We start from the raw sequence: 23287 nt of genomic DNA, 5'->3' as shown, positions 1-23287 counted from the left end.
GTCATGCGGCCTCGCTTTCCGGAAAATCAGTTTCCTGCGCGCCGTTTTTCATCCGTGCGGACGTGTAAGGGTGTACCGATGCCCGGTAGGGCCACAACGCGCAGGAAACAGCCTCACAAAGCCTGATCTCGGAGATCTGCCCGGCGCAACAGTCGGTACATTTCCGCCTGATCGCCTGGAGCGGACTCATTTGTTCGTGCCCCGCAGCTTTGGCGACGGCGGCAGTGGGCGGCCATATGGAGGCCAGCGCGGTTCGGTTGGGCTTAGCGAGGCTCATGCAGAAGCCCTCGCGCGTTCACGTTCCCAAGCGACAAGATCTTCCTCTTTGAAGAACTTGCGCTTGTTCACTATCATCGGCCGAGGGAAGCCAAGAGATTCATTCTTCTGCCAGCGCCACAAGCTCATTTCGGAGATAGAGTAGCGCTGAAGAACTTGGGATGTCGTCAGGTATACTTGATTGCTCATTACCGGCTTGCGCCTCCTTGGTGAGAATCCGAAATGACATCTTTACTTTCTCTCTTTTTTTACCAAATCCCATCATGTCAAAACAACCGGTTTCGCGGGCTTTTCCCAAATGCAGGCGCCTGCCGGGGCCGGAGCCCTTGCCCTGCGCTTGCCGCTCACTCATAAAGGGCGCGAACCGGCCAGGCGCACAATGTTCGTTCCGGATGAGCTCTTGCCGACTATCTCCTCGACCATGGATGCCCAGGCGCTTAGAGCCCGACGTTTCTCTTCCAGGAAGTCATGACGAACGTAGACGGCGGTCACACCTTGGATGGTTCCACTGCGGTGGTTCAATGCGGCTTCGACAACGTGGATCGGCTGGCCGAGAGATGCCATTCCTGACGCGCAGGTTCGCCGCAGGTCGTGAAACCGCCACGGAGCAAGCTGGACGTTCTCCGGATCCTCACCCCGCTCTGCGGCTTCTTGTTGGGCAATCTTGAGCATTTCCGCGTCAAGTGCGGCCTTGGCTCTGGAGAAGCCAGAGATTGCCGTCTCGCCTGTGGTAGTGAACATCAGATTTGCGTCACCCTCGACAACGGGAAGGCTGTTCAGGATGTCCGACGCGGCCGGCGCCAGCGGGACGGCATGCGCGATGCCATTCTTCGACCGATCCTTCGGAATGGTCCAGACCGGCTCCTTGACATCGAGATTGAACTCACGCCGACCTGCGGCAGCCACTTCGTCTCGCCTCTGGCCTGTGAGCAACAGCAATTTAGCCATAGGCCCGAACGGCCATCCGATCTTGTCAGAGGCCATCCATAGGAGCCGGATCTCGTCATTCGACAGGACACGATCGCGCGACACCTCCGCGGCCGGCGCCTTTACGTTGGCAACGGGCGATGCCGTCACGATGTCGCGTTCGATGCACCAGTTGAAGAACTTGCGCAGCAGGGCGTGAACCCGGTTGGCCGTGGTTCCCACTCCACGATCGACGATATTGTCCAGCAGTGAGATCACATCCCGCCGAGTGATCGATTGGATGTGTCGCTTCTTCCACTCTGGCCTTACCTCGGCATCAATGAGGCGCTTGCTTTCACGGGCAGAGCTCTCGCGCGTCTTGGCCTCTACATGCCGTCTGATGAATTCGTTCAGGACAACGTCGACCTGATTCTCGTCATTCGAGCGGGCGAGTTTGCCAAGCCGTTTTTCTTCCGCAGGATCGATGCCCTCTGAAACAGCCCGCAGGGCCTTGCCGGCGGCCGTTCGAGCATCCGCAAGCCCATACCGAGGATATGGCCCGATTGTCAGCTTCCGAGCTCGGTTGGCGATCCTGTAGCGAACCGCCCAACTGAGGGAGGCGGGCAACTCCTTGCCGTCTTGTTCCCGCTTGGGCTGAACGACCAGATAGAGCCCAGGCATACCGCCATCGGGGATCTCTTTACGGGCTGAACTTGGCTTGACGGAGTCGATGAACTTCGCGGTGAGAGCTTTTGCCATTTATGCCTCAGGGGTAACAGCCGGGTATCAAAAGTGAGCGATAAGCGGCGTTAGGGTGTGATGATATCAACCACCAACCTATCGAAAAAACATATTCAATTGCAACGGCTTATAGATGTTGGATCGTTATCCAACGTTATGCAGCGAGAGACACCGGCAGAAAACTCTTAATCAGCGGGTCCACGGTTCGAGCCCGTGATCACCCACCAAAAACTCCTCATTGTTCCAATTCCTTGATGTTGTTGCGCCCAACGCGATTCAGGACCGGATTTTTTCAACGGCACCCGGTCGATTGACCAAACGGGTGTACTGTATCTCTCCTCAGGCGGGCCAATCTGCGAGTACCGATCGCAGCTGCGTAAGCATATCGACGCCACCCCGGCCCCGGTAACCGTCGATGGCCCCGGATCGCCTACACCGCCAATTCCCCCTCGGCAATCTTCACCGCGTGGCCGCCGATACGGGCGGTCGCGATCTTACCGCCGGCAATGTCGAGGTGCAGGTGGATGAAGGAGGGTCTCCCCATCTCCACCCCCTGCTCCACCAGGATCGGGTGGTGTCCGTCGACAAGCTCATCGAAGAGGTGAATCGCGCCGGAGAGCGCCGCCACCGCCGCGCCGGTTGCCGGATCTTCGGAGATCCCCATCTCCGGAGCAAACATGCGGGCATGAAAACGGGCCATGTGGTTGATGCCGCCGCGACAGTAGAGATAGGCGGCGGCGAGCCGGCCTTCGGCCAGTGGCGCGAGTCGCTCCCATCGCTGCGGGTCGAACTCGACAGCCGCGACGGCACCGACATCGTGCAAGGGCACCATGACAAAGGGAACGCCAGCACTCCAGAAGGAAATGACATGATTCTCGAAACCGATCTGCGTCGCCTTGAGGCTAAGCGCATCGGCGATCGCCTGTTTGTCGAAGCGGGCATCCAGTCGGCTTGGCTTGCGAGGCAGGTCGAACTCGGCAAATGTCGCGCTGTCAGGACGCAGCCGCACCGCCGCGCGCACCGGCCCCACCTTCTGTTCCAGTATCTGCATGAGGTCGAGCGGCTTCTCAGCGTCGCCGTAGAGCCCCTCCGCAAGTGCCACCGCCGCGCCGACCGTCGGATGGCCGGCAAAGGGCAGCTCGTGCCAAGGCGTGAAGATCCTGAGGCGCACTGAATGGGAGGCACTCCCCGGTCGTTGAATGAAGACTGTCTCCGAAAGGCTGAATTCCTGGGCAATCGCCTGCATGGCCACGTCGCTCAGGTCTCCGGCATCGAACACCACGGCAAGCGGATTGCCCTCGAGACGCTTCTCGGTGAAGACGTCGTAGATCGCGTAGCGTCGTCCCATGCATCCCCCCTTCGTGAAGGCGCGTGTTTCCCGATGCACCCTTGTCCGAAACGGACCGGCATGAAGCTTGCTATGCTCTCGCCCGGGCGGCAAGGCGAAAACATCCGCAGCTTGCCCTAGCCACCTCGCCGCGCAAAGAGCCACTTGAGGATCGGCGGAATGAACTCCGGATAGTTGTGCGCTGTGGGCTCGGGTCCGCGGATCGCCACCGCCTCGTCGATCTCCGGATGCGGATCGGCGGCGACGTGCGCCGCCACCCGCGCAAGCATTTCGTCTGCCGTGGCGGAGAGCCTGAAAACGCGGAAAACAGTGACGGTGCTGTCCATGTGGATCGCGTGCCAGCCGGATTCGGCCACCGCCTCGGAAAGCGAAATGCCTGTTTCCTCCCTCACCTCACGGGCAATGTTGCCGGCGACGTCACAACGCCCGTCGACGATATCTTCCGGCTCCAGCGAGCCGCCGGGACTGTAGACGCGGCCAGGATTGGCCGTGTGGGCACCCATGCGGATGGCGATCATGGCCCCGTCCGAGGAAAGCAGCATCGGCATGCCGAAAAGATGATACGCGCCCGGTTCACGCGTTCTTCGCCACCACAGAAAAGTCGAATAAGGAACGATATGCGCCCTTGCGGCGATGCGTCCCTCGGCAATGCGGATCGACCGCTGCAGCACCATCCTTCCGTCGAAGAGATGCGGGTTGGCGGCGATCTCGCGCTGCCAGCTTTGCCGCGCGCGCTCTGCCTCGGCGAGGTGGAACGGATGCGGGTCGGACGAAACCTCGATGTCGATCTTCGAGACCGGGAAGACCGTGCCTTCCGCGGGCCAGGCCGTCCGGTCGCCTTCGAAAAAGGTCATGTCAGATGTCCAGCGTCATGACGAGCGGGCAATGGTCGGAGGCCTTCGGTCTGTCCCAGCCGGTGCGCGGATAGCGCTCCACCTCCTGCCCAGCGGGAAAGATCGTCCGGTAGGGTTGGCCGGCGCGGATAATTTCCGGAACTCGGCTGGCGTTGCGCCGCGCAAGGGCCGGTGACAGCCAGATGTAGTCGAGTTGGCACAAGTGCCTTTCCTCCGGACCACGGCTGTGGAACAGCGTCCAGCGATCAAGCACCGGCCGCCTCGACATGGGGTTCTCGACAAAGCCGTCATGGCTGAGAATATCGAGCGCGCTCACCTCTTCCTCGTGCGGCACGAATTCGTAGCCGTTGCGCCGGTCGCCGAGGATGACCACCTTCTCCTGATAGTCGTTCATGTCCCCACAAATGGCGAATATCTTGTCCGCCGTATGGCCGCGGCCGAATCGGTTTTCGATGACATGGCGCACCGCCTTCGCCTCGGCGGCGCGCAGCGCCATTGTCGCCTGTCGGCCGTCGAGGCCGTCGCGTGCCGGCCCCATCGATTTGAAATGCACCACAAAGAGCGTCAGCGGCCGGCCACCGATCCTCAGATCCACTTCCAGGCAGTCGCGTTTGAAGATGCGATCGCGCGGTCGGTTGGTCAGTGCCAGTTCGTCGTTGAAAAGATCGAGGTCTTCATAGGTCAGCGCCGCATGGCTCTTGACCTCCAGGCATTCGATCCTTTGCCCGTCGCGCGTCTCCTCGCGCATCAGCACCGCCACGTCGATGCCGCGAGAGTCATTGCCTTCGATCAGGTATTTCTGCCGGTATCCGTTGCCGACCATGCGGAAAAGATAGCCGTACTCGAAGGCCTGCAACGCCGCCATGTTGTCGGCCTCCTGCAGGCAGAGAATGTCGGCATCGCAGTCGGCAATGGCGAGCGCCGACATCTGCCGCGTGTCGTCCGTATGGGCGATCGTGCGCGCCTCTTCCAGCCTCTGATACTCCGCCTCACTGCGCACATCGAAAAGCCTCAACACCCGGTCCTGCTTGAGCTGATTGCGGAAGCCGGAAAAATCGAAGCGGCTGAGCAGGTTCTCGATATTGAAGGTGGCGAGGCGAAGCGACATCGGGCAATCCGCAAAATTGGAGATGCCGCGGAGATTACTGCATGATTCCTTAAATCGGAATCGATTTAAGGGCAAAATCATGCAGCATTTCAAAGTGCTACAGCGACGTAGCGCGTCCGATCGGACGCGCGGCGCTGTAGGGCGGGACGATTCAAAGTGCAAAGCGCTACGCTCTCTCTGGCGCCCGATGTCGACTGAGACGCAGCCTTGTCCGTTCTATCGCCTGACAGCGACCACTTGGCCGCGGCTGAAATAGGACAGTTGCACCCTGCCGGACTGATTGCCGCCGATCAGCCGCGCGGTCGATTTCGACAGCGTGGAGAGGATCCCGACATGGTAGCTCCGGCCGGTTCTGACCACGATGACGTCGCCCGGGCGTGCGTAGGAAAGCTTGATCGGCGCTCCGAACCTGGTCCAGGACCGCGCAAAGCTATAGCTCTGCGGTGGTTGCCGACCGGCTTTTCGGGCGATCATGCCCATGAAGTGTCCGCACCAGGGCGTGCGTGCCGGGTTGATGCCGAGGGCGGCGCGCAGCCGCTTGTTGTTCTTGACCTCGTGCAGACCCGCATATTGCTGGGCCTGGGCCAGCATGCCTGCCGACGCGGTCTCCGGTGATGTAAGCGCGACAAATGCCGCAGTCAGAAACGCCACAACCTTCATGAGTCGGGTCTCCTTTGTGCGCGGGCCGGCCTCATGCCGGGTTGCGCCGCTCTGCGTCTCCGTCCATCGCACCAGGTATGCCCTCCGCAGGCGCGCAAATTCCTTGCACGCAAAGAGCCGCCCGCGTTCGGGAGAGCGTCCCGAACGCGCGAAAGAAATGCTCCGGAATCAAAGGGCTAGAGCGTCCTTGATCGAGGCGCGCGACAAACCTCAGGCGAACCTGAGAGGCCGAAGCTTTGCATGGCTCCGCCCGAGAGCGGTGCCGCTCTTGGCAACCACGCAAACTACATCACGCCTTCGCTACGACGTACGAAAGACTCTCTAGCGCTTTGAGGCTGCACATCTCCTATCGCTGAAACCCGATGTGGGGTTCCAGGCTTGAAGTTGCAGCCGGCCCGCAAACTGCAATGGCCGTGCCCCAACCTGATGGCGGTCGCTCAGCGAGATATGGAATTCCCCTGCCAGCCGTTGGTCAGCGTCAGGACTTTGCCGGTGAGGTGCAGCGAAATTGTGGCAGAGATCGCGCCTAACGTGCGCGAGGCGCGCATTTCTACGCCGATCCGGCTGGATTGACCCCAAAATGGCGCGCCGTCACCGCGAGGCACCGGGATTTTTCGCGCATGCAATTCGAGGTCGTCACCCGCGCGGCGCGCGCCGGGCGGCGCTCGAAGCGTTTCCTCTATTGCTTCAGAACGCCACTCTTCTTTGCTGTCCAGCCAGCAATGAAGTCCATCAGATCGGGCGACAGGCAGTCGTAGGGTTCGAGGCCGAGCTGCCTTAGATGATTGCGGACCGAATTCATCCTCGAGGGGTCGACGCCCGCCTCGATGATCGACGAAACGAAGGCCGCGAAAGTGGGCTCCGGCCATCCGCGCTCCTGGAAGCGTTCCGGATGAATGAAGTCGAGCCCCTGGAACGCGTGCTCGCGCTCGACCGGCCCGTACATGTGCACGCCGCATTCCCGGCACCGATGGCGTCGGATCAGCGCCGTCGGATCGACGATCTCCAGCTTGTCGCCGTTTTCGATCACGCTGACATTCTCATGAGGCGTGACCGCCACGATGGAAAAGGTAGCGTCGGCCGGTTTCCAGCATTTCGTGCAGCCGCAGGCGTGATTATGCGCGATCCCGCCGGATATTTTGACTTTGACCGGACGGTCAGCGCAGGCGCAGACCAGCGTGCCGCCGCTGAAGCTTGGATCGCCCTTGGCGAGGCCGCTGTCGAGCCATGGATGCAGTGAAATAGGGGTTTCCATTTGTTCCTCCCTCGGCTGCACTCCCGTGCCGCACCTCTCCGGAATCGTGCAACCCTCTCAAGCGTTTCCGCCGGACTTGACCCCGGCCTGCGCACCGGCGAAGAGACCGCGACGTTCAGCCCCGAGCATAGCACTGAACGCCTCTGTTGCCGAACGCCATCTGGATGCGGCCCAGGCGCCGCTTGCGTCGTCACCGACCACTCGTGCCTTCCCTCATTTCCTGCTTGCGCGATAGGTCACGGGCCACTCGCTGGCTACGATCCCTCGGCACGTGTCGAGCCTGCTGTAACGTAGCAGTTGGAAACGCTCGCCATCCCACGCCCATTCCCCCTTCTCGCCACAGTCTCCGGCCCCACGCCCGGCATTTGTTGCCGAAAGCGTCAGGCCGTCTCTGGAGATCGAAGGATTGACGAGTTCGGTCAGCACCGAAACGCCATGTTGGAAGCGACTGTTGCTGCTGCCGTGGACTTCGAACGCCACCGGGGTCACCTGCCCCTCCGCGACGAGAAAGAACGAGTAGCCGATATTGTAGGCGGCTGCCCAATTGCAGATGCCCCATAGTGTCCGCCTTGCCGAAAGGCGGGCGACGATCGGCTCCATGCCATCCGGGCAGGCAAGAATATCGGCGTCCTTCGCCGCATTTGCGATGGAAGCCGGCGGCGGACCGTCCTCGACGATTTGGATTGGTTTCGCCGCCACAAGCGGCGCCTCGGGAACTGCGGGAACCCTGGAAGCGGACTGCCGGCCCTTGTTGACGAGGGCCGTAACAGTCCCGCTGCGCGTTTGCCTGTCGTCGACGAAACGAAGCGACGGGACCGATCCCGCCGCCGCGATCACAGCCGGTGACGAAGCCCTTCCGGTCCCGTCGCTCCTTGAGATGCGCAGTTGCCTGGCCTTGCCAAGCGCCACGACAAAGGCATCGGCGGCCTCGCCGGTCAACAGCGCCTTCATGTGGACATCGTCGTGCTCGCTGACGTGGCCGCCCACGTGCCGATCATCGAGAAAGGCTTCAAGCTTCGAGCCTCTCCCTGAACCGACTTCGTAGAGACCGAGGGTCACGAGCGGCGCCGCATTCGCCTCGCCGCCACGCTCTATCTTTACAAATCCGATTTTCGCACCCTCGTCGGACAGGCCGATGGCCGAGCAAGATCGGAGGTTATCGCAACCAACGGCCCAGTTGCCGAAATAGGCCATCTCCTGGGCGACGGCATTGGAAGGCCATAGGGCGAGCGCCAGGGCTGCTTTCGCAAGACTACGCATTTCCTCACCTCTTTTGGATGACGGCGGGTTGGGTCCATCCCGCCCCGTTTGGCGATCAGAAAAGCGAGAAATCGCCGGTCGACAGCGTCGTGACGTTCTGCAGGATGGCGACGAGTTGCGGGTCTTCACCGGTGCCCGATCCATCGGCATCGAACCAGAGGCGGCCATTGTCCGTCTCAAACAGGAATGTGCCCTTCCGGCTCGTTGCCTCTGGCTCCGTCCCGGTGACAAGCGTCACCGCCGTGTCGCCCGCGGCGATCCCGAAGCCGGCGCGTTCGATGACGAGCTTGTCCTGACCGCGCACGAAGTCGGTGATGACATCGCCCTCTCCATCGAGCCCGTCTTCATCGAAGACGAACCGGTCGCTGCCCGCTCCGCCGGTCAACCAGTCGTCGCCAGAACCGCCGACCAGCGTATCGTTGCCGCCGCGGCCGTCGAGAATATCGTCAGCGTCCCGGCCATAAAGAATGTTGCCGTTCGCGTCGCCGCGGATTTCGTCATCGTAGCCGCTGCCCTCGATGGTCTCGACGTTTCTGATCGTAAGGCCGAGCGCCAGGCCCTTGTTGCTGGCCTGGTCCTGAAGATCGAGGACGACCGAGGTCGAACCATCCTCGAAGGAAAGCGTGTCGACGCCGGCGCCGCCGTCGAACACGTCCTTGCCCGCGGTATCATCGCGCGTGAGCAGATCGTTGCCGGCGTCGCCGAAGAGCTGGTCGTCGCCAGTGCCGTCCTCAAGGGTATCGTCCCCGCTGCCACCTTTCAGAACGTCGTCACCGGCGTTGCCGGCGAGCTCGTCACCGAGATCGCCGCCGGTGACCCTGTCCCGGCCTTGGCTGCCCTGATATCCGAGCACTTCAAAGCCGCTGAACCACGTCGCCGTATCGACGATGACCGCAGCGTCGGAAAACGCGACGTTGAAGTCCTGCGTCTGCTGGGCAAGATTGAGGTTCAGCGTGTCGGTTCCGGCACCGCCATCGGCCTTGTCGCCGATACCGATATGAACCGTGTCATTGCCGTCCTCGGCATAGATCACGTCCCTGCCCTCGGTAGCGGAGTAATTTGCGCCGCGGATGACGTCGTTGCCCGCGCCGCCCCTTAAGGTATCGTTGCCGACGCCGCCCGATATCTCGTCGTCGCCCGCACCGCCGTTCAGGTGATCGTTGCCGGCGCCACCGCTCAATTCATCATTGAGGCTGCCGCCTGCAAAGAGGTCATTGCCCGCACCGCCGACGAGGCTGACGCGTTCGACGTTCCGGACGGTGACCGGCGCGTTGGCCGCAGTCACGTCCGACGAGAGCTTGAAGGTGATGCCCGCGGCGTACTTGCTGAAGTCGATGGCGGCGTAATCGATTCCGCTGCCGCCGTCGACCACGAGCGAACCGGTCGAGGCGCCGCGCCGGAAGGTGTCGTCTCCTGCGCCGAGATCGACGGTGTTGTTGCTGGCGCCGCTCGAACCGTCGCCGACGTTGACACCATCATTGCCGTCACCGGCATCGATCGTGTTCCAGCCGTCGAAGTCGTTGATGATGTCGTTGCCGGCGCCAGCCGTCAGCATGTCGTTGCCGGCACCGCCGTCCAGTACATCCACACCACTGCCGCCGATGAGCGTGTCATTGCCGCCATTGCCGTAGAACTGGACGCCCTCCGCCGAACCGACGGATATGACCACATCGTCGCCGGATCCGAACAGAACGCGATAATGTTCGAAATCTGTGAGCCTCGTACCGTCGGAGAGCATGGCAGTGCTGCCGCTCACGGAAAAGGCCTGGGCGGTCGTCAGGGAACTGCGGTCGACAATCACCTGATCGTTTCCCGTCCCGCCATCGGCCTGGTCCGCCCCGCCACCGCCGAGGCTTATTTTGTCGTCGCCGTCGCCGCCGGACACATTGTCCTGGCCGAGACTTTGGTAGAAAGTATCGTTGCCGGCGCCGAGATCGACCGTGTCGTCACCAGCCCCAGCATCGACGGTATCGTTGCCGGCACCGGTAACGATATGGTTGGCGTCGGAGCCGAAAGCGTAGATTTCGTAATGCTCGATGCCGATGATCGTCGTTCCGCCGTCGAGCGTATTGACCTCGGTCGCCGCCTTGGCCGTGAAATCGCCGGTGAACCCCTGGATACTGAGACGATCGCTGCCGCTCGAATCGCTGATCCGGTCCTTTCCCTGGCCGTAGGTATAGGAGAACCTATCATCGCCGGCCCCGCCCTCCAATATGTCATCGCCCGTGCTGCCATTGAGGTAGTCGTTGCCCGCCCCCCCATGGAGAATATCCGCGCCATGGCTGCCGCTGAGCTCGTCGTTGCCGCCACCGCCCGTAAGGAGGTCGTTGCCGGCGTCGCCGTTGAGGTAATCGTTGCCAGTGCCGCCGGAGAGCTCGTCGTCACCATCGCCGCCGTGGAGATTGTCAACTCCGGCATCACCGAGAAGGACATCGTCGCCGGCCTCGCCATAGAGGCTGTCGTGACCATCGCCCCCGACGACCATGTCGGCGCCAGCGTCGCCATGCAGGCTGTCACTGCCGAGGCCACCCGAAAGTTCGTCATTGCCGAGCCCCCCATGCAGCACGTCGGCATAGTTCCCGCCGGTGATCACATCGTCGAAATTCGACCCGGTGATGCGGAAGGACTCGACGTTCGTGACCTGGATACCACCGGTCAGCACCTGCGGCGAAATCCAGTCCCGGATGATGATGTCGAGCCCCGCGCCGTGCGCCGAATAGTCGAGCCACAGACTGTCGATACCCGAGCCGCCGTCGACGATATCGCCGGAAATGTCGCCGACAGAGTCTGCGACGATGTCGTCTCCCCCGCTGCCGCCGTTGAGCGTGTCCTTGCCGGCACCGCCCTTCAGCCGATCGTCGCCGCTGCCGCCGCTCAGCGTGTCGTCGCCGTCGCCCCCGGTGAGTTCGTCATCCTGGAACGAACCGCTGACGGTATCGTTGCCGTCGCCGCCGGATATCTCGTCGCTGTCCATGCCGCCATCGATGATGTCGCCGCCCGCAAGGCCCTCGATGAAATCGGCCTCGATATCGCTGCCGGTCAACACGTCCCTGCCGGCCGTACCCGTGATGGTTCCCATTGCTGTCCCCTGAATTCTTGCTGCATGGAGATTTCGTTCGCCGGCACGTCGATGCGGCGTTGAAGCGGATTACGTTCTGGAAAAATGCTGCCGTGGCCCGGAGCTGCCGACAGCCCAAAGAGGATGACTGCTCTGACGGTTCCTGATCATGGCTTTGCCCTTCTCGAATTTCGAACGACTTGCGTCCATGTCCGGCATATTGTTCAGAAAAATCCCGATCGATGTTCCCGCTGGAACAGTTGGATGACGGCGGAAACACCGTGGGGGCTGAGCCAGCGGCTTGCGACAAGATCGCCGGAACCGGCGATCCCCTTCAGAGGAGAACGAAATCGCCCGTCGACAGCGTCCCGACATTCTTCAGGATGGCGACGAGCTGCAGGTCGGCGTCGGTGCCCGATCCGTCGGCGTCGAACCAGAGGCGGCCATTATCGGTTTCGAACAGGAATGTGGCCTTCCCGCTCGTGGCGGCGGGGTCCGTGCCGGTAACGAGCGTCACGGCCGTATCTCCCGCCGCGATTGAGAAGGCGTCGCGCTCGATGACGAGGTTGTCCTGGCCGCGCACGAAGTCGGTAATCACGTCCCCCTCGCCGTCGAACCCGTCCTTGTCGAAGACGAACCGGTCGTTGCCGGCGCCGCCGGTCAGCCAGTCGTCGCCCTTGCCGCCAATCAGCGTGTCGTTGCCGGCGCGGCCGTCGAGGAGGTCGTCGGCATCCAGGCCACGGAGGATGTTGCCGTTCGCGTCGCCGTGGATTTCGTCATCGGCGCCGCTGCCTTCGATGACCTCGAAGTTGCGCACTGCGAGGCCGAGCGCCAGGCCCTTGTTCGTGGCCTGATCCTGGAGATCGAGAACGACCGACGTCGAACCGTCGCTGAAGGAAAGTGTGTCGATGCCGGCGCCGCCATCGAACAGATCCTTGCCTGCGGGATCATCACGCGTGAGACGGTCATTGCCGGCGTCGCCGAAGAGCTGATCATCGCGGCGCCGTCCACGAGCGTATCGTCCCCGTTGCCGCCCTTCAAGACGTCGTCGCCGGCATTGCCGACGAGCGTGTCGCCGAGAGCGCCGCCGGTGATCCTGTCCCTGCCTTTGCCGCCCTCATATTCGAGCGCCTCGAAGCCGCTGAACCACATCGCCGTACCGACCGTGAATACGGCCTGGGAGAAATCGAAGCTGATGCCCTCCGTCTGCTGCGAAAGATTGAGGCTCAGCAGATCGGTTCCGGCACCGCCGTCGGATTTGTCGCCGATGCCGACGTAGACCGTGTCATTGCCTTCCTCGGCATAGATCACGTCCTTGCCCTCGGTGTCAAAGTACCAGGCACAGCGAATGACGTCATTGCCCGCACCGCCCCTCAAGGTGTCGTTGCCGGCACCGCCCGATAGCGTATCGTCGCCGGCGCCTCCGTTGAGGTAGTCGTTGCCGGCGGCACCGTGTAACTCGTCATTGCGGCTGCCGCCGGCAAAGGCGTCGTTGCCTGTGCCGCCGGTGAGGTTGACGCGCTCGACGTTCCGGACGGTGATTGGTGCGTTGGTGGCTGTTACGTCCGAGGACAGCTTGAAGGTGATACCAGCCGAGTAGTTGCTGAAACTGAGCTGCGCGAAATCGGTTCCAGTGCCACCATCGAGCACGAGCGTACCGGTCGAGGCGTTGCGTGTGAAACTATCGTTTCCGGCGCCGAGATCGACGGTGTTATTGGTGGTGCCGTTCCACCAGTTGCCGACACGGACCTCATCGTCGCCGCCGCCGGCGCTGATCGTGTTCGTGCCGTCGATATCCCGGATCACGTCGTTACCGGCGCCGGAGGTCAGCGTGTCGTCGCCAGCGCCGCCGTCCAGCACATCCGCCCCGCCGCCGCCGATGAGCGTGTCGTTGCCGCCATAACCGGCGAACGAGACGGTCTCGGCGGAGCCGACGGATGTGACCACATCGTCGCCTGAGCCGAACGTGACGCTATAATGCTCGAAATTCGTCAGCACCGTGCCGTCGGAAAGGGTGGCGGTGCTGCCGACCGCCGAGAAGGTCCGGGCGGTCGTCAGGGAGCCGAGATCGACAACCACCCGATCCGTTCCATTGCCGCCGTCGGCCTGGTCCGAACCGCCGTCGAGGAATTGTATCACGTCGTCGCCGTCGCCGCCGGACACATTGTCCTGGCCGCGGTTTGCATAGCAGATATCGTTGCCCGCGCCGAGATCGACCGTGTCGTCGCCGCCTCCCGTTCCAACGACGTCGTTGCCAGCGGCGGTGACGATGTGGCGGGCATCGGACCCGACGGTGAAGATCGAATAGTGCTCGATGCCGGTGAAGGTTGTTCCGTCGTCGAGCGTATTGACCTCGCTCGCCGCCTTGGCAGTGAAGTTACCGATGAATTGGTCGATTACGAGACGATCGCTGCCGCTCGAATCAGTGATCCGGTTCTTTCCCTGGCCATAGCTATAGCGGAAGACATCGTCACCGGCCCCGCCCTCCAATATGTCGTCGCCGCTACCGCCGGAGAGGGTGTCGTTGCCCGCGCCTCCCTGGAGAATATCCGCGCCGAAGCTGCCGGACAGCAAGTCGTTGCCCTCACCGCCCGAGAGAAGGTCGTTGCCGGAATCGCCTTCGAGCTCGTCGTCGCCGGTACCGCCATAGAGCTTGTCGTCATCGATGCCGCCGTCAAGAGAGTCCCCTCCGGCCCCACCGAAGAGGACGTCATCGCCGGCCCCGCCGCTGACGGAGTCACCACCATGACCGCCGTCGAGCATATCTGCGCCTGCGCCGCCGTACAGGATATCGCTGCCACGGCCGCCCGAAAGCTCGTCATTGCCGAGCCCCCCGGACAGGGCATCAGTGTAGTTGCCGCCGACGATCACATCGTCGAAGTTCGTACCGGTGATGGAGAAGGATTCGACATTCCTCACCTGGAGGCCGCCGGCCAGCATCTGCGGCGAGATCCAGTCGCCGATGGTGATGTCCAGCCCTGCGCCATGGGCCGAATAGTCGAGCACCGCCCTGTCGATGCCGGAGCCACCGTCGACGACATCGCCGGCAATCTCATCGACCGAGGTTGCTGTGATGGTGTCTCCACCGCTGCCGCCATTGAGCTTGTCCTTGCCGGCACCGCCCCTCAGCGAATCGTAGCCGCTGTTGCCGTTCAGTGTGTCGTCGCCGTCTCCGCCGAGGAGGCTGTCGTTCTGGAACGAACCGCTGACGATATCGTTTCCCTGATCCCCCGACAGCGTGTCGCCGCCCATGCCGCCATTGATGATGTCGGCACCGTCGAGGCCCGTTATGACGTCGGCCTCGAGATCGCTGCCGATCAACACATCGCCGCCGGGCGTGCCCGTGATAGTTCCCATTCCTGTCTCCTAAGTGATTTGTATCGGGACGTGCAGGTTCCGGATCTCGTGTCTCGCGACGTCAAAGCCTGCGGAGGTCCCGCCCCGCCAATGCGGGACGGGTTCAGCGCGGATCGTTCGCGATATCTCGTCAGGCGAGGAGGAAATCGCTGGTCGACAGCGTCGTGACTCCCTTCAGGATAGCCACCAGTTCGAGGTCCGCCTCGCTGCCCTTGCCGTCGGCGTCGAACCACAGGCGGCCGTTGTCGCTTTCGAACAGGAAGGTGCCCTTGGTGCTGGTCGCCACCGGATCGGCGCCGACGACGAGCGTCACGCTGGCGTCGGCGGCGGCAATGCCGTAGTCGCTCTTGTCGATCAAGAGCTTGTCCTGGCCGCGGGTGAAGTCTGTGATGACGTCGCCCTCGCCGTCGCGGCCGGAACGGTCGAAGACGAACAGGTCGTTGCCGGTCCCGCCGGTCAGCCAGTCGTCGCCGGCTCCGCCGTTCAGCCGGTCGACGCCGGCCCGCCCGTCGAGAACGTCGTCGGCACCGCCGCCGTTGAGGGTGTTGGCAAGCGCATCGCCGCGGATGACGTCGTCATTGGCGCTGCCGTTGATGACCTCGAAGTTCTTCACCGTCAGGCCCTGCGCCATGCCCCTGTTCGAGGCCTGGCTCTGCAGATCGAGGACGACCGAGATGTCGCTGGCGTTGGCGAAGGACAGCGTGTCTGTCCCGGCGCCGCCGTCGAACACGTCCGTCCCGCTGAACACGGTGCGGGTCAGCGTGTCGTTGCCAGCATCGCCGAAGAGGCTGTCGCTGCCGGCACCGTCATGCAGCACGTCGTTGCCATCGCCGCCGTGCAATGTGTCGTTGCCGGCATTGCCCTCCAGCCGGTCGTTGAGCTTGCCGCCGGTCACCGTGTCCTGGCCTGCGCTGCCGAAATAGTTCAGCACCTCGAAGGCCTTGAACGAGGTCGTCGTGTCGACGGTGGCGCTGCCGGTGGCGAAGCTGAAGGAGATGTCCTTCGTCTGGTTGCGCGCATCGAGGTCGAGCGTATCGGTGCCGGTACCGCCATCGGCCGTGTCGCCGATCCCGGCATAGACGCGGTCGTTGCCATCGCCGCCGGAGATCGTGTCGCGGCCGCCATAGATTCCGACGCCATCACCTAAGAGCGTGTCATTACCGAGACCGCCGGTCAGCGTATCGTTGCCGAGATTGCCGCGCAGCTCGTCATTCAACGCGCCGCCGACGAAGATATCGTTGCCGCTGCCGCCGACGAGCTTCACCCGCTCGATGTTCTTGACCGTGACTGGCGCATTGCTGACGGTGACGGAGGGAGCCAGCTTGAAGGTGATCCCGGCCGTATATTTGGAGAAATCGATCCCCGCGAAATCGGTACCGGTTCCGCCATCGAGCGTCAGCTTTCCGGTCGAGGCTGTCCGCTCGAACGAGTCGTTGCCGGTGCCGAGATCGACCGTGTTGTTACCAATCAGGGCGCCGCTGTCGCCGACGGTGACCGTGTCGTTGCCGTCGCCGGCGTTGAGGACATTGGTGCCGCCGAAGTCGATGAGGCGGTCGTTGCCGGCCCCGGAGGAGAGGCTGTCATTGCCGGTGCCGCCATCGAGCATGTCGGATCCGGCGGTGCCGATCAGCGTGTCGTTGCCGGCAAAGCCGGAGAAGCTGACGCTCTGGGCGCTGCCGACCGACTTGACGACGTCATTGCCGGCGCCGAACGACACCCGGTAGTGCTCGAAGTTCTTGAGGCTGGTGCCGTCGGACAGCGTCGCTGTCGCATTCGTCGCCGAGAAGCTCAGGCTTGCCGTCGCCGCACGCCGATCGACGACAACCGTATCCGTGCCGGCTCCGCCGTCACCGCTGTCGGCGCCGCCGTCGCCGAGGGTGACGACATCATTTCCGTCACCGCCCGACACCGTATCCTTGCCGAGACCGCCGTTGAGATTGTCGTTGCCGGCGCCGCCGCTGACGGTATCGTTGCCGGCACCGCTATCGACGACGTCGTTGCCCGCTCCGGTGACGATCCTGTTGATCCCGGTGCCGGTCGCAACGATGGTGTAGTGGTCCATCCCGACGAAGGTCGTGCCGCCGGCCAGCGTGTTGACCTGGGTCGGCAGCTTCGCGGTGAAATCGCCGCTGAAGTTGCGGATGACCAGCCGGTCGCTGCCGCCGGCGTCGGCGATCGTATCCTTGCCCTCGCCATAGACGTAGGTGATCGTGTCGTTGCCCAGTCCGCCCTCGACCTTGTCGTCGCCGGCGCCGCCGTCGAGCATGTCGTCACCATCATCGCCGAACAGGCTGTCCGTGCCCAGGCCACCGGAAACGGAGTCGGATCCGGTGCCGCCGCGAACGTCGTCGTTGCCCCCGTCGCCGGCAAGAAAATCGTTGCCATTATCCCCGGTGAGGACATCATTGCCGTCACCGCCGTTGAGGAAATCCAGTCCATAGCCGCCTTTCAGGGTGTCGTTGCCGAGGTCACCCATCAGCAAGTCGGCACCGCGGCCGCCGGTCAGCTTGTCGTCGCCCTCGCCCCCCGAGAGCATGTCGCTGTAGTTACCGCCAGTGACCGTGTCGGCGAAATCGGTGCCGGTAATGTAAAACGCTTCGACATTGGTGGCCTGGATGTTGCCTGTCAGCGTCTGCGGCGTAATCCAGTCGCGGATCGTGATGCTCACGCCTTCCGAGAGTTCGGAATAGTTGACCATCAGGCGGTCGGTGCCCGATCCGCCGTCGACGACATCGCCGGTTCCGGAAAGCGGAACCTCCGACATGATCGTATCGCGTCCGGAGCCGCCGTTGATGTCGTCGCTCGCGTCACCGCCATCGAGAAAATCATCGCCGCTGTTGCCGTTCACGGTGTCTTCGCCTGTGTCGCCGAAGATCATGTCGCCTTGGAACGAGCCGCTGAGCGTATCGTTTCCGCCCATGCCTAAGATCTGGTCTGTGCCGAAATCGCCATTCAGCGTATCGGCGCCGTCGGTGCCCGGTATGAATTTCATTTGTTTCTCCTGAGTACTTGTTGGCATAGAGGCTTCGTTCGCCGGCTAGAAAGCAGCGTCGAAGCGGATTTAAGTTTTTCGGAAAATACTGCCGCGGCTGGATGCCGGCGGCTTTGCTTGAGGGGACGCCTTCGCTAACGGTTCTTGATCATGGCCTAATCTCCTCGAATCCGGACGACTACGTCCATGTCCGCCATATTGTTCAGAAAAATCCGGCGCGGTGTTCCCATGGAAACAGCCTGAATGTGGCGAAGAACACTACTTCGATCGGCATGGAGAACGCTGATGGCGCAGATGGATCATGCTGAAAATCTTGAGTTTACTCTCTGAATATGGTCGAGGTTGTTTTTCACCCAAGACCCCACCCGAAAGGCAGGCCGCGCTGCCGCATCATATTCCTTCCGTTGGCACCGAAAACCGTCGAGCGTTTCGATGCCGCTTGTCGCATTGGGTCGCACCCGATTTGAAAACGGAACATAAGCAATCCGTGAAAAGAGCGTGAAATGAATGAGGAACCGCGGTTTTTAGAGAGCGTCCACGCGTCACGGGTCGACTTCACCCTGCTTGGAGGATTCGCCGTACGCTCCGGCAACGGCGAAGCGCTGATCCTGCCGACGGCGAAGGTCCGGCTTCTTGCCGCCTATCTCGCTTTGGCGGCCGGCCAGTATCAGGCCCGCTCCAAGCTTTGTGCGCTTTTTTGGGAGGACCGGGGCGCCGACCAGGCGCGGGCGAGCCTGCGCAATGCGCTGGCGTCGATCCGCGCCGTACTCGGCGACCACATGCTGATCGCAAACCGCGACGCGGTCATGCTCGACCCGAACTTCGTTTTCACCGACGTCAGCGAACTCGAGGCACTGGTGACCCGGAGCGCGGCAACGGCGGGAGCCGAAACGGCGCGGCGCTTGTCCGCTGAGTTTCTGGAAGGCTTGGCGGTCTCGGGGGAAGAACTGTCGGAATGGATCGAGTTCGAGCGGACGCGATGCCGCAACCTCTCCGAAACGCTGCTTGCAAAAACTGCGGAACAGCTTGCCGAGAACGGCGAGGAAGCCGCCGCCATAGCGCTTGCCCAGCAGCTGGTCGCGCTCGACCCCTATCGGGAAAAAAGCCATCGATTGCTGATGCGCCTCTATGCGCGCCAGGGAGAGCGCTCGCTCGCCGTGGCCCAATTCCAGAAGTGTCGCCAACTGCTTGCCGACGAGCTTGGAACCGAACCCTCGCCGCAAACCGTCGCTCTGGCCGGTGAACTATCATTGCAACGGACGCCCGGGCGGGAAGTCAGGAGCCCGGACACCGCATCCGTGCTGATGCAGCAGGAAGCGACACGGGCTGCGGAGGCTGATTTCCGCATATCCATCGCCGTTCTCCCCTTTCTCCATCCGACCGAGGACGCCGACCAGTCGTTCCTCGCGGAGGGCTTTGCCGAGGATCTGATCACCGAGCTGTCGCGTCACAAGGATTTCCTCGTCATTGCCCGCCAATCCAGCTTCGCACTTGGTGCCGGGCCGCGGCTCGCGGAACACGCCGCCCAGGCTCTTGATGTCCGTTATGTGCTTACCGGCAATCTCAGGCGCCGAGGAGATGATCTGAGCCTCGGTGTCCAACTCATCGACACCGCCACCCACCGCACCGTCTGGGCCGAACGTTACGCGCGCAAGCTTGACGAGATATTCGCAGTCCAGGATGAAATCGTCGGCCTCATCATCACCGCCGTCGACGCGGAAATGCGCTCGTCCGAGCGCGAGCGGGCACTGCGCAAACTGCCAGAGGCTTTGGATGCCTGGGAACTCTTCCACCGCGGTCTCTGGCACATCTACAATTTCTCGATGGACGAGATCGATGCGGCGGAGGAGTGCTTCAGGCGCGCGACAGAGCTCCAACCGCGCTTCGCTCTCGGCCATGCAGGCCTGGCGCAGGCAGCGGTCGTGCGCATCGTCTGGCAGATGTCGGACAATATTCCCGTTACCCTTGAGTCCGGCCTCGCTCATGCCCGCTACGCCGTCGCCCTCGATGGCGCCCATCCCTACCCGCACGTCATGCTGGGGAGGCTTCTGACCTGCCAGGGCGAACTCGGCCTTGCCCATGACCATCTTCGCATCGCCACAGAGCTCAACCCCAGCTACGCCCATGCCCATTACGCGCTGGCGCAGGTGCATATCTGGTCGGGACAACCGGCTGAGGCCCTACCCTATATCGATCGCGCCATTCGTTTCAGTCCGCGCGATCCCCTCATCAGCATGTTCATGACCGTGCGTTCCGTTTGTCTCTTCCTGATTGGCGATATATCCGGGGCGGAAGCCGCGGCCCGAGCCGCGATCGGCCGGCAGGCGCGCGAATGCTGGTCGCGACTGGGGCTTGCCGCAGCACTCGTCGAGAGCGGCCGGACGGACGAGGCGATGGCAGCGGTGGCCGAGGCGAAAGCGCTCATGCCGAACCTCTCGATCGCCAACCTGGATAACCTGATCGGGCGAATGGCATCAGCGCCGCGCCAACGAATTATCGACGTGCTGAAGCGGGCAGGCCTCGAGTAGCCGGGTTTTGTGAAAGCGAAACTCCGTCGGCCGCGCTCGATCACATTGCAGCGCAGCATGAGCTAAATCATTGAATAGGTTGACGCACGGCCGGGCGGCCGTCAGCACTCTTACACCTTGTTGGTGCGGTGCAATGCAATTACTCCGCTTGTATCCCAACATTATTCTGGAGGAATTGCTAAAATACATGTATCTTTCGAGCTAGATCGTCCTTGGGAGGGGGAAGAACTCCGAGGATTTATCGAAGCGATAAAACAAAGATTTGTTGTACTGCCCAGATTAGCGTCTGCTGGCCGTCATATTCATGATCTTCAATAGTGACGTAGTGAGTCTTCTTTAACGCCCTGCTGCAACAGACATTTTATCTCTCAAGGTCCGTTTTTTGCATCATCGATTCATCTCGAACATATTGTGAACCAAATTTCTATTGCGTGTGTCGTCATTGAAAGGGGCGTTGTGTAACCGGAGTACTGGACGATGTCAGATGCGTACCAAGACAAGTTATTGCTTAGCCTCATTCAAGCGATTTACGAAACGGTGTTATTACCTTCCGCTTGGGATCGAATTGTCGCGGATCTGACGAAACTGGCGCGGGCGGAATCGGGTGCCATTCTCGGTTTCGAGGGGCTGGACAACAAAAAAATCAGCCTTGCCGTCAAGGGTGTGCAGCGGTCGGCTCTGCTGGATGTCGATACGCTTTCGGCACTGGATGACGCCACGCTGGCAATGGGCCTGGGAGCTATCGCGACCTTGCCTGTAACGCTGGCGAACAGCGCGCCATGGTCGTCCGCCTTGCGCCGCTGCTTTGGCGAGGACGGCAAGCTTCTCATTCTGCTCGTATCGAAGGAAGGAAGCCGGCGAATTGTCGTCGCCTGTTTCTTCCCGCACGCGGCCGATAACCATCTGGCCATAGCCGCAGAAACGCTGATGAAGGTTCTTCCCCATTTCCAGACGGCGTTCGCCTTGCAGAAAGCGATGGTCAACGAACGGGAAAAATCGACCCGCACGGAACGGGCTCTGAAAAGCTGCGCCACGTCGTCGGCCATTGTGACCGCTGATCTGCGGGTGAAATTCGCCAATCACCGTTTTGGTCGATTTGTCGATGCCTCGGGCTCTTTCACGGAGTTCAGGGACGAAGTGCTCGAGTTCCAGGACGAGGAGCTTCAGTCTGAGGTCGAGGACCTGATCGAACAAGCGCGCGTCAACAAGCACGATCATCACCTGCGCTGGGCGAAGAGCAAGCGAACCGGCGTAAGCTGGATTGTCAGCGTCGATTTCCTGTCGTTTGGCAGCGACACCTATCGCTTCGGCAACGTCTTCTCCAGCAACGAGCCGAGCTTTCTCCTGACAATCCGGGAGTTGAGCCGGAACACCTTGTTGACTCCCGGCGATATCAAGACAGTGTTCGGGCTGACGCCAACCGAAGCTGCGTTGGTGCACTCGCTTGCCAACGGCGACGCGCCTTCCGACATCGCGAAACGGCGGGGCGTTTCCAAGAACACCGTCCACAACCAGCTCGCCTCGGCGATGGGGCGCCTCGGTGTGCGCCGGCAGGCGCAGCTCCTGAGTTCGCTCGCCGTGCTTTCGTTTTTCACGAAATGACAGGGCCGGTCCGCACATCCTTCGCCCTTGTGGAGTGCTTGCTGCGTCACGGAACCGAACTTTCGCACAGCAGCACCCCATCGGCGCCATAAACCGACAGGCGAGCCGTCCACACATCGGGTGCAGCGCTGACCATGATCGTTGAAAGCTCTTGCCGTCCGGCTTGCTCGCTCGCAAACTCGCCAGCTTGCACATTCGTCGACGACCCCGTCATCACCTTGAAGTGGTAGGTCCCCCTTTCGGTCCAGTCGCTGTGCAGCGTCGCAACCAAGGAGGTCAGATCGTTGATTCTGGTATGCTCGATGACACATTCTATCGGGGCATAGGCAATTGCATCCAGGCTGATCATGGCCTCATCTCCCGCAGGTTGTTACTCCGAATAGAGGACCGGCCGCCCTGGCGGCCGGTCGATCAAGATCGATCAGTCCTGCACCGTGATGGAGAGATTTCCTTCGCCGTCCTGATGGGTCAGCGATTTGTTGCCGTAGCCGAACTGGAACGTGCCGGAAGCGTTGTACTTACCCTTTTGCAGGGTGATCGACTTGTGGTGCTTTCCGAACTGCGCCGTTCCGGAGATGTTGCCCTTGCCATCCTGAACCGACACGGATTGGTTACCCTTGCCGACTTGCCCGGTGCCGGAGAAGTTGCCCCAGCCCGACTGGCCGGTTGCAGACATGTTGCCGAAGCCCTTCTGGCTCGTAACGGATACGTTGTTGCCGGCATAAGCGCCGGAAACGGTGGAAAATGCGAGAAGTGCGGAAATTGCAAGCGTCTTGATCATGACCATATCTCCCACTTGGACGCCATCATGGCGCCAGGAGAAGGTCGCAGAATTATCCTATTTAGTACTCATGAACAGATAACTAGAAGGCGGGTACGTTTCTCGCCAAGATATCACGTTTTATAACAAAAAATTCACCAATATATTCGCACAAGTGGTGCAATTATACTACGCGTATTACGGAAATTTACCCAACTTGAAGTTTGGAAAACCCAACAACTACAATCTTGATTGTGTTTTCCGATGTGCTGCTCGCCTCCGTCGACTTCGCAGGATGAAGTGCGTTCAGTAGTGCATTCTTTTTTTACCAGTTCCTGAAATACTGCAGGCGAACGCCTTGTTCGCCTCGATGTGAACCGCCAAGCCACGGGACACCTACTGCATGTCTCCTTAAATCGACTTCGATTTAAGGACAAAGACATGCAGCAATTCAAAGTGCTACAGCGACCTTTGCGCGCCGGATAAGGCACGCGGCGCTGTAGGAGGCACGACTGAGCAGTACCGAGTATCAGTTGATAAGGGGAAAACGTTCTGGGCGCCGACGATGTGAGGCGGTATCCC

Annotated in this window: 16 protein-coding genes; 2 read left to right on the top strand and 14 right to left on the bottom strand. The window is 61.6% G+C overall.

The annotated features are described in order from the left end of the window. Positions 1-376: 376 nt before the first annotated feature. From N181_RS32900 to N181_RS04760, 12 genes are all read right to left on the bottom strand, one after another. Positions 377-628, bottom strand: coding sequence for a hypothetical protein (locus tag N181_RS32900; RefSeq protein WP_153451470.1), 252 nt, complete (start codon positions 626-628; stop codon positions 377-379). Next, positions 625-1941 (bottom strand): tyrosine-type recombinase/integrase, encoded by a 1317-nt coding sequence (locus N181_RS04810; RefSeq protein WP_060563261.1) that lies wholly within the window; start codon positions 1939-1941, stop codon positions 625-627. The genes N181_RS32900 and N181_RS04810 overlap by 4 nt, the downstream gene beginning before the upstream one ends. 412 nt (positions 1942-2353) lie before the next feature. Then, positions 2354-3271, bottom strand: coding sequence for a PhzF family phenazine biosynthesis protein (locus N181_RS04805; protein ID WP_014328810.1), 918 nt, complete (start codon positions 3269-3271; stop codon positions 2354-2356). 116 nt (positions 3272-3387) lie between these two features. Then, positions 3388-4125, bottom strand: coding sequence for an NUDIX hydrolase (locus N181_RS04800; RefSeq protein WP_014328811.1), 738 nt, complete (start codon positions 4123-4125; stop codon positions 3388-3390). A gap of 1 nt (position 4126) precedes the next feature. Next, a complete protein-coding gene (locus N181_RS04795; protein ID WP_037397197.1) occupies positions 4127-5233 on the bottom strand; it encodes an endonuclease/exonuclease/phosphatase family protein in 1107 nt (368 codons plus the stop codon). A gap of 216 nt (positions 5234-5449) precedes the next feature. Further along, positions 5450-5893: an NlpC/P60 family protein gene (locus N181_RS04790; protein ID WP_014328813.1), complete on the bottom strand. Its 444-nt coding sequence runs from the start codon at positions 5891-5893 to the stop codon at positions 5450-5452. Positions 5894-6572: 679 nt separating this feature from the next. Continuing rightward, positions 6573-7148, bottom strand: coding sequence for an S-(hydroxymethyl)glutathione synthase (gfa, locus tag N181_RS04780; protein WP_037397193.1), 576 nt, complete (start codon positions 7146-7148; stop codon positions 6573-6575). Positions 7149-7361: 213 nt separating this feature from the next. Then, complete coding sequence (locus tag N181_RS04775; protein ID WP_037397190.1) at positions 7362-8408, bottom strand: DUF1176 domain-containing protein; 1047 nt, start codon at positions 8406-8408, stop codon at positions 7362-7364. A gap of 55 nt (positions 8409-8463) precedes the next feature. Next, positions 8464-11487 (bottom strand): calcium-binding protein, encoded by a 3024-nt coding sequence (locus N181_RS04770; RefSeq protein WP_060563260.1) that lies wholly within the window; start codon positions 11485-11487, stop codon positions 8464-8466. Positions 11488-11800: 313 nt separating this feature from the next. After that, a complete protein-coding gene (locus N181_RS34575) occupies positions 11801-12157 on the bottom strand; it encodes a M10 family metallopeptidase C-terminal domain-containing protein (protein ID WP_342585818.1) in 357 nt (118 codons plus the stop codon). Continuing rightward, the gene (locus N181_RS35185; protein ID WP_280938361.1) at positions 12154-14823 is read right to left on the bottom strand and encodes a calcium-binding protein; all 2670 of its coding nucleotides are present in this window, start codon (positions 14821-14823) and stop codon (positions 12154-12156) included. Before N181_RS35185 ends, N181_RS34575 begins: the two co-directional genes overlap by 4 nt. Positions 14824-14953: 130 nt before the next feature. Beyond that, entirely contained in the window at positions 14954-17815 is a 2862-nt protein-coding gene (locus N181_RS04760; protein ID WP_037397185.1) for a beta strand repeat-containing protein, read from the bottom strand. Between the two features lie 503 nt (positions 17816-18318). Between N181_RS04760 and N181_RS04755 the strand changes: the two genes are divergently transcribed. Together N181_RS04755 and N181_RS04750 are read left to right on the top strand one after the other, a co-directional pair. Continuing rightward, complete coding sequence (locus N181_RS04755) at positions 18319-20343, top strand: BTAD domain-containing putative transcriptional regulator (RefSeq protein ID WP_037397182.1); 2025 nt, start codon at positions 18319-18321, stop codon at positions 20341-20343. Between the two features lie 477 nt (positions 20344-20820). Next, positions 20821-21945 (top strand): helix-turn-helix transcriptional regulator, encoded by a 1125-nt coding sequence (locus N181_RS04750; RefSeq protein WP_014328821.1) that lies wholly within the window; start codon positions 20821-20823, stop codon positions 21943-21945. Positions 21946-21991: 46 nt separating this feature from the next. On the opposite strand, the gene csgH is transcribed toward N181_RS04750, so the two are convergent. Beyond that, positions 21992-22294 carry a curli-like amyloid fiber formation chaperone CsgH gene (gene csgH, locus N181_RS04745; protein ID WP_014328822.1) on the bottom strand — a complete coding sequence of 101 codons (303 nt, stop codon included), beginning with the start codon at positions 22292-22294 and terminating at the stop codon, positions 21992-21994. A 72-nt stretch (positions 22295-22366) separates the two neighbouring features. Next, entirely contained in the window at positions 22367-22726 is a 360-nt protein-coding gene (locus tag N181_RS04740; protein WP_014328823.1) for a hypothetical protein, read from the bottom strand. Between the last annotated feature and the right edge of the window lie 561 nt (positions 22727-23287).

The organism is Sinorhizobium fredii USDA 205 (assembly GCF_001461695.1).
GTDB classification, from domain to species: Bacteria; Pseudomonadota; Alphaproteobacteria; order Rhizobiales; family Rhizobiaceae; genus Sinorhizobium; species Sinorhizobium fredii.
This window is presented reverse-complemented; position numbering and strand designations above follow the sequence as displayed.

Bases quoted from the DNA above. Each gene is read 5' to 3' on its own strand.
- N181_RS32900 (WP_153451470.1), bottom strand. From the start codon at position 628: ATGAGTGAGCGGCAAGCGCAGGGCAAGGGCTCCGGCCCCGGCAGGCGC.
- N181_RS04810 (WP_060563261.1), bottom strand. From the start codon at position 1,941: ATGGCAAAAGCTCTCACCGCGAAGTTCATCGACTCCGTCAAGCCAAGT.
- N181_RS04805 (WP_014328810.1), bottom strand. From the start codon at position 3,271: ATGGGACGACGCTACGCGATCTACGACGTCTTCACCGAGAAGCGTCTC.
- N181_RS04800 (WP_014328811.1), bottom strand. From the start codon at position 4,125: ATGACCTTTTTCGAAGGCGACCGGACGGCCTGGCCCGCGGAAGGCACG.
- N181_RS04795 (WP_037397197.1), bottom strand. From the start codon at position 5,233: ATGTCGCTTCGCCTCGCCACCTTCAATATCGAGAACCTGCTCAGCCGC.
- N181_RS04790 (WP_014328813.1), bottom strand. From the start codon at position 5,893: ATGAAGGTTGTGGCGTTTCTGACTGCGGCATTTGTCGCGCTTACATCA.
- gfa (WP_037397193.1), bottom strand. From the start codon at position 7,148: ATGGAAACCCCTATTTCACTGCATCCATGGCTCGACAGCGGCCTCGCC.
- N181_RS04775 (WP_037397190.1), bottom strand. From the start codon at position 8,408: ATGCGTAGTCTTGCGAAAGCAGCCCTGGCGCTCGCCCTATGGCCTTCC.
- N181_RS04770 (WP_060563260.1), bottom strand. From the start codon at position 11,487: ATGGGAACCATCACGGGTACGGCCGGCAGGGACGTGTTGACCGGCAGC.
- N181_RS35185 (WP_280938361.1), bottom strand. From the start codon at position 14,823: ATGGGAACTATCACGGGCACGCCCGGCGGCGATGTGTTGATCGGCAGC.
- N181_RS04760 (WP_037397185.1), bottom strand. From the start codon at position 17,815: ATGAAATTCATACCGGGCACCGACGGCGCCGATACGCTGAATGGCGAT.
- N181_RS04755 (WP_037397182.1), top strand. From the start codon at position 18,319: ATGAATGAGGAACCGCGGTTTTTAGAGAGCGTCCACGCGTCACGGGTC.
- N181_RS04750 (WP_014328821.1), top strand. From the start codon at position 20,821: ATGTCAGATGCGTACCAAGACAAGTTATTGCTTAGCCTCATTCAAGCG.
- csgH (WP_014328822.1), bottom strand. From the start codon at position 22,294: ATGATCAGCCTGGATGCAATTGCCTATGCCCCGATAGAATGTGTCATC.
- N181_RS04740 (WP_014328823.1), bottom strand. From the start codon at position 22,726: ATGATCAAGACGCTTGCAATTTCCGCACTTCTCGCATTTTCCACCGTT.